Source organism: Amycolatopsis sp. NPDC004747, from assembly GCF_053601335.1.
In genome coordinates, this window is record NZ_JBSGBQ010000012.1 from 192,566 (window position 1) to 205,520 (window position 12,955).

The 12,955-nt window shown below is 71.9% G+C and carries 2 protein-coding genes; both read right to left on the bottom strand.

Features of this window, described 5'->3' with window-relative positions; genetic code table 11:
• Positions 1–7: 7 nt before the first annotated feature.
• A complete protein-coding gene (locus ACWEGE_RS21395; RefSeq protein WP_449662191.1) occupies positions 8–505 on the bottom strand; it encodes a DUF4265 domain-containing protein in 498 nt (165 codons plus the stop codon).
• Positions 506–519: 14 nt separating this feature from the next.
• Positions 520–12,867 (bottom strand): DNRLRE domain-containing protein, encoded by a 12,348-nt coding sequence (locus ACWEGE_RS21400; protein WP_449662192.1) that lies wholly within the window; start codon positions 12,865–12,867, stop codon positions 520–522.
• Positions 12,868–12,955 lie beyond the last annotated feature (88 nt).

A 12,955-nucleotide genomic window follows, 5' to 3' on the forward strand; every position in this document is an offset into this window, starting at 1 on the left:
CCGCGGATCACGCGCCGTCCGTCGTCCGGAACGGTTCTCCGTCCGCCCATTCCCAGTAAGCGGTCTGGTTTTCGATCTCTTCCCGGACCGCCATCCACACCGCCGAGGTGGCGGCCCCCTCCGGCACGTCGATCGCGACGTGCCGGTCTCCCTGCCACTCGGCCAGGAAGCCGCCGTCGGCGATGGCGTTGCGCAGGGCTTCGCGCGAATCACCCGGCGGCCGCGGCTCCGTGAAGAAGACCCGGAACACGCGCCGGCCGGAGGGGGCGACCACGCGGGCGACGAACCGCTCGTCCGCCAGCGCCACCCGGTCCCCCAGCGCGATTCCGTAGGCGCAGAAGGGGATGCAGGCGACCTCGAGGCCGCCGTCGGCCGACGGCTTGAGCCACACCTGCTCCTGCTGCCCGTCCAGCCCGAACGGGGCCAGGTCGACCAGCGCGATGTAGGCGGGCTCCGGCCGCCACACCGGGTCCTCGTGCGTCACGTAGACGATCTCGTTCACCATGGTTCGCACCCTAGCTAGGGAATCCATATCGGTGCTCCCACGGTCGCCTTCATGTTCGCCGGCCACCACTGCGGCGGCCACCAGCCGGAGTAGCCGGGCGGCGGGTTCAGCGGAGCGACCCGGTCGCGCTTGGAGCTGTTGCAGAAGGTGCAGATCGGGGTCGTGTTCGCGTCGGTCAGGTCACCACCCTTGCTGCGCGGCTGGACGTGGTCGACGGCGTTGGCGTTGTTCGTCCGGCAGTAGGAGCACAGCGGGATGTCCTTGCTCGGATCCGCCTGCGCGCCGATGTTGTAGTCCTTGCGCATCGACTTCGGGATGCTGCCGTAGGCGCCGGTGCCGCCGCTGGACCCGCCCGGGATGTCGTAGATCGGCTCGCCGTTCGGGCCGCAGACGTTCGGGTTCGGGCTGTTGGTGTTGTGGACGAGGACCGGCGTCCGCCCGGCCACCACGTAGTAGGTGTGCAGCTCGTCGACCGTCAGGTTGTGCACCCGCTGCGCGGCCGTGCGCTGGGCCACCGCGGTGACCTTGACGAACGTGCCCGCCGAGGTGCGCAGCAGGTCGCCGGGCCGCAGGTCGCGCGCTTCCCGCCACTCCCCGGCTTCCACCACCCAGAACGGGTGGCCGTCGGTCGCGGTGAGCGCGCTGTCGGCCGTGCCGTCGGAGTCGGTGTCGATCGAGAGGTCCACCAGGTGCTTCTGCCCGGCACCGACGATGGTCGCGGTGACCACGCGCTCCTCGGTGCGCCCGGTGACCGGGTCGGTGGCCAGCACCTTGTCGCCGAGCTTCACCTCGGCGATCGGCTTGCTGGTGCCGTCGCCCATCCGCACCGGCGTCTCGGGGGTGAAGCTGTTCATCGGGCAGCTGTTGGCCGGCTTCGTGCCCATCGGGTCGACCAGCGCGTTGGGCTGGTTGCCGACGTAGCCGTACAGGTTGGACCCGCCGTCGAACCCGATCGGGTCCTCGCTCAGGAACCGCTGCAGGCCGGGGCTGTAGTACCGGGCGCGGTTGTAGTACAACCCGGTTCCGTCGTCCTCGCGGCCGGTGTAGCGGAACGGGTTCCCGCCGTCGTCGCCCGAGACGTAGGTGCGCCCGAACGGCTCGTAGCTGTAGGTGGCACCCGCGCCGGCGTCGTCGACCAGGCCCAGCGTGCTGCCCAGCCCGTCGCTGAGGTACCGGCGGGTGACCCCGCCGGACTCCCGCAGCTGGAACCCGTCGACCCCGGTGCTCGTCAGGGTCGCGGTGGCGCCGCCCGCCTTCTTCTCCTGCACGGGGTTGACCCCGTCGTAGAGGTAGCTGGTGGTGACGCCGTTGACCGTGCGGGCCTGCCGTCGGCCGTCCGCCCCGTAGGTGAAGGACGCCGTCAGGCCCGGCGCGGTCTGCGTCGCCAGCTGGCCGCGCGCGTTCCAGGTGAACGACGCGGTCCCGTCCGAGAGCAGGTTGCCGTCCGGGTCGTAGCTGACCGGCGTGGCGCCGACCGCGCGGATCCGGTTGGCCTTGTCGTAGACGGCCTGGCCGAACTGCTCCGGCAGCACCGAGCGGGAGTAGCTGCCGCTGGTCCGGATCGGCTGGCCCGCCGCGTCGTAGCCGTAGGCCAGGTCGCCGAGCACCGTGGTGCCGGCCCGGTAGGTGATCGACTTGGTCTGGCCGGCGTCGTCGTAGGCGTAGGTCTGGGAAATCCCGCCGCCCGGCGCGCCGACCCGCTCGGGCCGCCCGTTCCGGTCGCGGCCGATGGTGCTGACCGTGACGCCGTTCTGCTGCACCTCGGCCAGGTCGCCCACCGCGTCGTAGACGTGCCGCACCGGGGTCCGGCCCGGGATCGTCATCGTGCGGTCCCGCACGGCCGGGCTGTAGTCGTAGGAAACGCTGCCCGAGGTGGTCGTCTCGGCCTTGATGCGGTCGAAGCCGTCGTACTCGGTCGTGGCGACCCCGGCCACCGAGTCCTCGGTCCGCTTGAGGCGCCCGGCCAGGTCGTAGCCGAACTTCGTGGTGCTCTCCGTGCCGTACCGGCTCTCCTGGCGCCGGTCGAGTTCGTCGTAGTCGTGCTCGGTGACCACGCCGCGGGGCGTCGTCCGCTTCTTCTCGTTGCCGTTCTCGTCGTACTTGACCTCTTCGAGGCCGCCGAGCGGATCGGTGATCTTCTCGACCCGGTCCATGAGGTCGTAGCCGAACACGGTCTGCCCGTCACGGGCGTCGGTGACCTTGGTGCGGTTGCCGTTCGGGTCGTACTCGTACGACGTCCTGCGGCCGAGCGGGTCGGTCACCGAGGCGGTCTCGCCCGCCGCCGTGTACGTCGTCTCCGTGACCGCGCCGCGGGGGTCCGCGGTCAGGACCGAGCGGCCGGCCGCGTCGAACCCGGTCGTCGAGACCCGGCCGAGCTGGTCGGTGGTGCGGACCGGGTCCGCGCCGGCGTAGTCGGTCGTCGAGGACTTGTCCGCCGGGTCGGTGACCTTGGTGACCAGGCCCTTCTCGTTGGTCACGTACGTGGTCTTGCGGTTCAGCGGGTCGGTCACCGTCTGGACCGCGCCGCGCGCGTCCAGGCCGTAGACCGTGTCCTTGCCGTAGGAGTCGGTGTGCTTGGTCAGCTCCCCGTGCGGGCCGGTGCGCTCGAACTTCTCGGTGCGCGCGTCCGCGGTGCCCGCCAGTACGGTCTGCTCCTTGACCTGACCGTTGTCGTCGTAGACGTAGGAAGTCTTGCGCTGCAGCGGATCCGTGCTCGACTTGAGCCGGACGCCGTCGGCCTCGTACTCGTTGGTCGTCGTCGCCGCGAGTGCGGTGCCGTAGGCCTTCGTGTCGGTGAGCACCGCGCCCGCCGCGTTGAAGGTGAACCGGCGGACGTGCCCGCGCGGATCGGTGACCCGGGTTTCGGTGATCGCGTCACCCGACTCGACGTACTCGAACTTCGTGACCCCGTTGTCGGCCGCGGTCTGCTGCTTCACCCGGCCCTTCGCGTCGTACTCGTTGAGCAGGAACCGGATGCCGCGGCCGTCGGTGATGGTCTTGAGCAGCCCGTTTTCCCAGGTGTAGCGGGTGATCCCGCCGCCGAGCCCGGTGACCGACTCCAGGTGCCCGGTCGCGTCGTAGGTGTAGGAGACGCGCCGGCCGAGGTTGTCCTCGATCGAGGCCACCCGGGGCGGGTTCGCCTCGTCGTAGGTGAAGCGCACCCAGCGGCCGCTCGGCGAGGTGATCTGGGTGACCGGCCCGTTGGCGCGGACCTTGCCGTCGGTGCCCGGCGGCGCGGTCGCCCTGGTCAGGGTGGTGGTGTTGCCGAACTTGTCCCGGATCTCCTGCAGCGGCGCCTCTTCGCCGATCACCATCACCGTGCCGTCGCGCAGGGTGACGTCCCAGCCGCTGTCGACCCAGCGCACCACCGAGCCGTCGAACCGGGTCGGCGTCGGGTCGGCCTTGAACACCGCGCCCGCGTAGTCCTTGCCCGGTGACGTCCGGCGGTAGTGGATCTTGCTGCCGTCGCCCTGCACCAGGTCGAACTCCTGGAAGGTGAACTGGCCGATGACGCCCGGCGACCAGGGGTAGAGCCCGTAGTTGAAGCTCGCGCCGACGCCGAAGGTGCGGATGTCGGTGTCGCCCTGCTGGTAGGTGCGCTTGATCTCGATCGGCGCGATGTCGTCGACGACCATGTCGGTCGTCTCGTCGACCAGCAGCCCGGTCGACGGGTCCACCGGGTCACCGACCCTGGCCCCGTTGGGCCGGGGCGCGATCCGCGGCGGGTTCATGCCGGGGACCGCGGTCATCGCGCCGGTCAGCCGGTAGAAGCGCACGCTCGGGTCGGGCACGATCTGCTTGCCGTCGGCCGAAACCGTGCCGTAGCCGTAGATGTGCCAGCCCTTGCCGTCCGGGTCGTAGTTCCAGAACTGCGTCCGGGTGCCCGGCGGCTCCTTCGTGTAGTTCGGGTAGACGATCGTGGCGCCCTCGGGGAAGAGGTAGCCGCCACCCGGCTGGACCGTGAAGTACACCGGCACCTTCGTCGGCGGCAGCGGGAACGGCGGCCGGTCGATCGGGATCGGGGTGAGGCTCAGCTCGGTGGCCACGTTGCCGTCGGCGTCGCGGACCACCGTGCCCGCCGGGAGCCGCACCTCGAGGCCGGGGATGGCCTTCGTGGTCAGCACGATCTCCTTGGTGGTCGGGCTCGGGACCCGCACGGTGGCCGCCGCGTCGATCTCCGGCAGGAACACCGTGTACGGCAGCACCAGCACCTGGCCGCCCTGCAGGTCGACGCCGATGTCGAACGCGCCGAACGGGCGCCCGCCGGTGTTCACCGCCGTCCGGCCGTCGACGCGGAGCACGACGTGCCCCGCGGCGAGGTCGGTCAGCGCGAACTTGCCCTGCTCGTCGGTGGGCACGTGGTGGCCCGCCACGCTGACGGTGACGCCGGTCAGCGGCTGCCCGGTGGTGGACTTGACCTGCCCGACCACGCCGGTGAAGCCGACCGGGAACTGCAGCGGCCGGTCCCGGACGGTCTGCGGGTCGTAGCGGGTGCTCCAGTCGGTGCCGTTCAGGTTGGCGCTGTCGGGCTGCCAGCCACCGGAGGGCGTGCAGTTCGACGGCGCCGGAGCCGGCTTCGGCGCGGGCGGCGCTTCCGGGACGCCCAGCGCCCGGGCCGGCTTGCCCACCGGGGGCGGCGGGTCGGCCGGGGTGCACTTCGGGGTGACCGGCTTCGGCGGCTCGGCGGGGGTCTGCGCCGCGGCCACGGCGGCGGCCGCGGCCGCCGGCTTGGAGATCGCCACGGTCATCGTGCCGGTGACGCCGCCCGCCGGGTCGAACACCAGCGTGTAGGTGCCGGTCTGCTTGAGCGCCGCCATCTTGAAGCGGTCGAACGACATGAACGAGTGCCGCGGCGAGACCGTCCCGTCCGGGGCGATCAGGCTGTAGTAGGCGCCCGTGTTGTTCGGGAACGTGCGGGTGATGTCCAGCTGCAGCACGTCGTTCGCGGTGCCGTCGAAGGTCAGCTTCCCGTTCTGGCCCGGCCGCGCGATGGTGATCGTGCGTGCCGCGCCGCCGATGTCGGCCTTGCCGCCGTCGGCCTCGCCGAACAGCGCGACCGAAAGGTCGCCGGCGACCGGGGTGCTGCCGTCGTCGATCGGCTCCAGCAGGACCCGGTACTCGCCCGCCACCGGCAGGGCGATCAGGTCGAGCCCGGTGGCGCCGCCTGCCAGGTACTGCGCGGAGTAGAAGTCGAGCTGGTTGCCGTCCGGCTTGAGGATCTTCAGCTTCGAGAACGGGATGTTCGCCGAGGCCAGGCCGAGGGTGAGCCGCTGCCCCGCCTGCCCGGTGAACTTCGCGGCCAGCGTCTGCCCCGGCACGGTGATCGAGACCGCGCGTTCGGGCGCGTCCACCGTGAGCGCGCCGAGGTCCTGCGGTTTCGACGCGGCGATGGTCACGTCGCCGGTGGTGGCGTAGCCCGGATCGAGGTGGATCCGGTACCGGCCGGTCTCCGGCAGGGCCGCGATGTCGAGCGTGTTCTGGAAGGTGCTGCCGACCAGCTTGCCGCCGGTCGGCTGGTACACGCGCATGGTCAGGGTGCCCGGCAGGCTCTTGAGCCGGGCGAACAGCCGCAGCGGCTCGTCCTTGACGCCGTCGTAGTCGAACCAGTACTCGCGGCCCGGCCGGTCGAAGGTGACCTTGGTCTGGGCGTTGGCCGGCAGGGTGCCGCCTTCGATGCCCGTGGTCAGCCAGCCCTTGGCGGCGCCGACCGCCTCCCAGCCGCCCATGAACAGGTTGTGCTCGCCGTTCTTGCGGATCGGCAGCGGCTTGATCTCCTGGGTGCCGGTGCGGAGCTCGACCTGGTTGCCGTCCGGCTCCACCATGATCCCGCTCGGGTAGCCCGGGCGGCCGTTCTCGCGCAGGGTGTTCTCGGTGATACCGAAGCGCAGCGGCTTGTTCTGCACGCCGGTGAACGGCATCCGCACGGACTGGCCGGGCCGGTTGATCTTCATCAGCGTGCCGGGCCCGTCGACGGCGAGCCTGCCCGCTTCGATCACCCCGGACAGCCACACCTTGCCCGCGCCGAGCTCGCCGGGGGCGAAGGTGACGCCGAGCTTGAACGTGCCCGTCTGCTTGGCCTGGAACACCATCGTCGGGATGTACTCGGTGAGCGAGGCCTTCCAGACGTAGGTGGTCCGGCCGTCCGGCTCGGTGACCAGCATGTCCCACGTGTTGGTGGGCATGCTCAGGTCGGTCAGGCCGAAGCTGAGCCACTCGCCCGCGGTGGCGGTGAACGGGATCTCCGTGCGCTGCCCGGCGACCGACACGGTGAACGGCACGCCGGTGCCGTCCCGGGTCAGCTTGTCGCCGGTCAGCGTGTGCGACGCGGTGATCCGCACCTTGCCGGACGCGTTGTCGTCCGGCGCCACCACGATCGTGTAAGTGCCGTTCGCGCCGAACACCGGGATGTCCTGGCGCAGCGTGCTGCCCGCCCACAGGTCGAGCGGGTCGCCCATGGTGCGGCGGGCGAAGTCGCCGCCGTGCGGGGTGAACATCCACATGGCCGAGCGCACCGGGACCGTGTTGTTCTCCAGGTCCAGGTGCAGCCGCTCGCCGACCTTGCCTTCGACCAGGACGACCGCGGCCTTGCCGGCGGGGATGTCGAGGTCGAGCGGCGTGCCGAGCTCGATGTGACCGCCGTACACGAGCTGGTCGATGACGAACCCGCGCGGGGCGACCAGGAAGTCGCTCGTGCTCGTGGCCTGGCCACCGGGCGTGCGCACGGAGATCCGGCCGGAGCTCGCCGCCGCCGGGACCTCGACGACCAGCTTGCCGGGGTCGGCTTGCTTGACGCGGGCGGTGGTCTGGTGGAACAGCACGACGTTGCGCGCCGGGTCCGGGTCGAACCCGGTCCCGGTGATGGTGACGGTGTCACCGGAGTTGGCGCGGTCGGCCGAGACACCCGAGATGGCCGGTGCCGGGACACCCCGGGTGACGGTGAACGGGCTGCGGCTCGTGGCCGACTTGCCGCCCGCGGTCACCTTCACCGCGCCCGCGCCGGTGCCCGACGGCACGACCACCGACAGCCGGTTGGCGCTGGCCGCGGTGACCTGCGCGGTGACGCCGTCGAAGGTCACCTGGTTGCCACTGGCCTGCGTGGCGAACCCGGTGCCGCTGATTTCGATCGTGCTCCCGATCGGGCCGCGGGCGGGGACCAGCGCGAAGATCGACGCGGTGTCCGTGCGGTACCGGTCGGTCGCCTCCAGGTTGCCCGCCGCGTCGTAGCGGTAGGCGGCGGCTTCGCCGGAGTTGTTGGTCACGCCGGCGAGCTGGCCCGCGGCGTCGTAGAAGTAGTCGCGCGGCCCGGACGGCGCGCCCACCGCGAAGGTGTACTTGGCGGGCGCGGAAAGCACACCGGACGAGCCGACCTTGGCCCACACCGTCAGCGTGCGCCGGCCGGAGCGGACCGGGGTGAGCGACAGCGTCGCCGTGCCGGTGCCCGCCGCGACCTCGGTGGGGGCGGCGTCGGTGTCGAGCTGGTACCGGAAACTGTCGGCCGCGACGGTGCCCTGCGAGCGCAGGGTGAACGAGCCGGCCTGGGCGAGGCTGCCGTGCAGCTGCCCGTCCGCCGGGTAGTCGGTGGAGCTGACGGTCGGCACGTCCGGGGTCGGGGGCGCGCCCGCCACCACGAAGGTGTAGACCACCGGGGCCGACGCGGCCCCGGTGCCGCCGAGGGCCCACACGGTCAGCGTGTGCGTGCCACCGGTCGGCGGCGTGATGCGCGCGGTGACCTCGCCGCTGCCCGGCACGTCGGTGGACACGCCGTCGTCGAGCCGCCAGCGGAAACCGGACACCGGGGTGGTCCCGGACGGCCGGAAGGTGAAGGCGCCTTCCCGGCCCGCGTCACCGTGCGGGCTGCCGTCATCCGGATAGTCCACAGAGGACACCGAGGGTGCGTCCGGCGCGGCGAGCTGGGCCACCTCGAAGACGTAGTTCGCCGGCGCGGACACCGCCCCCGCGGCGGTGAACGTGCGCACGGTCAGCGTCTGCGTGCCCGCCGTGGCCGGCGTGATCTTGACCAGCACCTTGCCGGCGCCTGCCACCTCGGTGACCGGGCCGCCGTTCAGCTGCCAGCGGTAGCCGGCGATGGCGGTCGAGCCGGTCGGGCGGAAGGTGAACGTGCCTTCCCGGCCGGGTGCGCCGTGCGGCGCGCCGCCGGACGGGTAGTCGGCCGAAACCACCTGCGGCGCACCGGGTCCGCCCGGCGGGTCCGCGACGACGAAGGTGTAGGTCGTCACCGGGGACACCGTGTTCTCGGCGCCGAGCGCCCGCACCGTCAGCTTGTGCTGGCCCGGGGTCGCCGGCGTGGCCTTGACCGCCACCTCGCCGGTGCCCGCGACGTCGGCCGCGCCGCCGTCGTCGAGCTGCCAGCGGTAGCCGGTGACCGGCACCGCGCTGCCCGGCTTGAGGAGGAACGTGCCTTCGCGGCCCGGCGCGCCGTGCGGCTGCCCGTCGGCCGGGTAGTCCGCCGACGACACGGCGGGCGCGGCGGGCGGCTGCGCCGGCTGGGCGACGACGAAGGTGTACACCGACGGCGGCGAAACCAGGCCGCCGGGGGTGACCGCGCGGACGGTCAACGTCCGGGTGCCCGCCGAACCCGGCGTGAGGCTGACCGAAAGCTGGCCGGTGGCCGGGGTTTCGGACGGCAGCGGGTCGGTGTCGAGCTGGTACACGAACTTCGCGATCGGCACGGTGTCACCGGGCCGCAGGACGAACGTGCCCGGCCGGCCGGCACCGCCGTGCGGCTGGCCGTCGTTCGGGTAGTCGGCGGAGGTCACCGCCGGCGCCGCGGGCGGCACCGGCGCCGGCGTGCCGGGCCCGGCCGCGAAGATGCTCGGCCGCGGCACCTCGGACCCGACCGCGAAGTGGCCGTGCCACTGGACGCCGGTGCCGAAGCGGGCGCCGTCCGAGGGCGCGACGAAGACCTTCGAGGTCGTCCCGCGGGTGAAGGAGACGATGTCGAACTTGCCGTCGCCGGTGAAGTCGCCGACCCCGGGCAGCTCGTCGCCGGGGGCGAACCCGGCGTGCCACTGCCGGGCGGTGCCGAACGCCGACCCCGTCGACGTCGCGGCGGTCACCTGGCCGCCGGTGAAGGCGAGGACGTCGTCCTTGCCGTCCCCGTCGATGTCGGCGACCGCGCCGCGAGCCGCGTCCGGCGCGAAGCTGTCGTGCCACTTGGCCGCTGTCGGCGCGAACTTGGTGCCGTCGGACAGCGCGACGAACACGTCGGCCGCGTCGCCGCCGGTGAAGGCGACGATGTCGTCCTTGCCGTCGCCGTTCACGTCGCCGGCGGCGGGCATGGCGGTGCCGGCGGCGAAGGACGCGTGCCACTTGACCGGGTTCGCCGCGAACTTCGTGCCGTCCGAGAGGGCGACCCAGACCCCGGCGTCCGTGCCGCGCGTGAACGAGGCGATGTCGTCGCGGCCGTCGCCGTCGAAGTCACCGACCAGCGGGATCTCTTCGCCGGCGGCGAAATGGCCCTGCCACTTCACCGGGGTGGGCGCGAACTTCGTGCCGTCGGACAACGCGACCCAGACCGCCGCGTCCGTCCCGCGGGTGAACGACGCGACGTCCGCCTTGCCGTCGCCGTCGAAGTCGCCGGTCAGCGGGATCTCGTTCTGCGCGGCGAACTGCTCGTGCCACCGCACGCCGTCCTGGACGAACTTCGTGCCGTCGGACAGCGAGACGTAGACGTCCGCGGTGTCGCCGCGGGTGAAGGTGACGACGTCGTCCTTGCCGTCGCCGTTGAAGTCGCTCTTGACCTTCTTGTGCCGCGGCGCGTCGGCGACCACGAACGTGTAGGTGGTCGCGGCCGAGGAGTAGCCGGTGGCGGTGAGCGCGCGGACGGTCAGCTTGCGGGTGCCGGACGCGGCGGGCGTCAGGGTGAGGTCGAGCTGCCCGGTGGCCGGCACCTCCGTCGGCTGCGCGTCGGAGTCGAGCTGGTAGACGAACTTGCTGATCGCCACGCCGTTGCCCGGCTTCAGGGTGAACGTGCCGGGGCGGCCGGCCGCGCCGTGCGGCTGCCCGTCCGCCGGGTAGTCCACAGAGGACACGACGGGCGCGGCGGGCGGCGCGGGCGGCGAGCCGAGGTAGGAGACGCCCAGCGTCGGGCGGAGCAGCGGTTCCGGCGCCTCGTCGGAGAGGAACAGCACGCGCTGCTGCACGGTCGCCTCGTCGCGGAGCTTGACTTCGAAGCCGAGGTTGCTCGACGGGGTGTTCACCCAGTTCTGCACCATCCCGGCGTTTTCCCAGACGTGCCAGGTCGGCCGGTCGGGGACGCCGGAGACGAAGTCCGCGCGGGCGCCGATGTCACCGCCGGGCGTGGTCCACGCGGTCGCCGTCGAGGCGCGGTTCCAGGTGGCCTGGTCCTCCACGAACGCCTTGGTGAGGGGGTGCCCGTCGAACGTCGCCCCCGACCCGTTGGAGTAGAACGCCCACAGCGACAGGTCGGCGTCCACGACGGTGGTGCCGGGCGGGATCGCCGAGACGCCGTCGAACTTGACGAGCGTGCGGGTCTTGCCGAAGGTGGTGCCGTTGTTGCCGACCTGCAGCCACGGCTGCCCGTTGAGGACGTTCAGGTTCGTGTTCGCCTGGGTGGCCGAGAGCGTGGTGTCCGCGCTCGCGCGGAAGATCTGCCGGACCTGGCCCGCCTTCGGCGTCCGGGTCAGCTGCGTCGCGCCGGGGATGACCTGGCCGTCGCGGGTCTTGACGGCGATCATGTAGTAGGCGGCGTTCCAGCCGAGGTCCGGCGCGCTGTCCGGGGTGACCGGCGCGGTGGTGTCGACGAACCGGCTCGCCTGGGGTGCCAGTGAAGTGACCAAAGTGGACGCGGACGGCGTGTACACCTGCGAAACCGACCGGTGCACCTGGTATTCGACGATGTCGTCGTTCGGGTTGGCCGGGTCCGGGTCGGTGTAGGGCGACCAGGCCAGCTCGGCGCCGGTGGCGTAGGTCTTGGTGATCGGTTCCAGCGTGGCGCCGGGGCGCCCGTAGGTCAGCAGCAGCTTCGGGAACGTCTCGGTGTCGCCGTTGTAGACGAAGTCGCCGGCCAGGTAGATGCCCCCGCCGCGGCCCAGCGTCTCGTCGGTCGCCTTGAGCAGCAGGCCCTGGTTCTGGTTGGTGCCGGAGACCCACGACTGCGCGATGTTGCGGACGTCCCACTCGGACCAGGTGTGCGTCACGCCCTGGCGCCGGACCGCGGTGGACAGGCCGGCCTCGGCGAACGCGGCGGCGGCGGTGTTCCAGGTGGCGGTGCTCGCGTTCCAGGCGGTGGTGACCCGGCGCGCCTCGATCGTGACGTCGTTCGCGTCGATGTAGAGCTCGTTGTCGTAGTAGGCACGCAGTTTCGCCGAAGCGACGCTGGTGCCCGCGGGCACCACGGACGTGTCGAACCTGACCAGGCTGCGGGCGACGCCGGAGTTGTCGGTCCCGACCGAGAGCTGGTACGACCCGGCGTCGTTGCGGGTGGGGGTGTCCGACCACAGCTGGACGTCCTGGCCGCCGTTCGACGACGTCTCGATCTTGATGGTCGGGTCGATCACCACGGGGTAGGTGCGCTCCGGCGCGGCCAGCCAGCCGCGGTCGGCCTCGACCACCACGGTGATCCGGTCGCCCTGCTGCTCCACGCGCTGGGAAACCGCATCGCTGCGGGCCTTCCCGTGGATCGACTTCGAGCCGGGGGTGGCGTCGGTCATGAACGGCTTGGGCATCACGTACAGCGGCGGCCCGTCGGAGGCCGCGGGGAAGAAGCCGATCGACCCGTCCGCCTGGGCCCGCGCGGTCACCCCGCCGAGGCGCAGGGTGAAGCGGTAGGTCGCGGTCTTCGGCGGCGCGGCGAGGACGATGTCCTCCTTGAGCGCGTCCGGGGTGACCCGGTAGGTCACTTCGGCGCCGTCGAAGGCACCGGGGTAGCTGACCGAGTTGCGGCTGAGGACCGGGTCGATCCCGCGGGACGGCCCGTCGATCCCCAGGTCGACCCGGGTGCCGCCGAGGGCGAAGCTCGTCAGCCGGTCGGTCCGGTTGCCGAACCGGCTGGCGAAAGCGTTGGTGTCGTTGGCGAAGACGTAGCCGTCACGCGCGTCCTCGCGCACGGTCGTGTCGATCGGCTGCCAGCCGCCTTGCCGGTCCCGGTAGTTCCGGGCCCGCGCGGAGATTTCGGCTTCGTACTGCCCGTTGGACAGTTCGAAGACCCGCGCCGCGCCGGTCCGCCGGTCGGGCAGCTCGCGCACGCGTTTCGGCGGTCCGGCGTCCTTCCCGGCCGCCGTGCTCCGGTCCGGACCCTGGACGCGGAAGGGCGACGACGCCGGCAGCCCGACGGACACGACCGCGAGCACCAGGGCCAGGAGAAAAAGTCTTGACAGCACGAAAAAACGACGCGACTCGCGCACCGATCCCCCCACGTCATGGACCGGCGGCCACCCTCCCCCCAAGGTGGAGAAGCCTACCGATCTT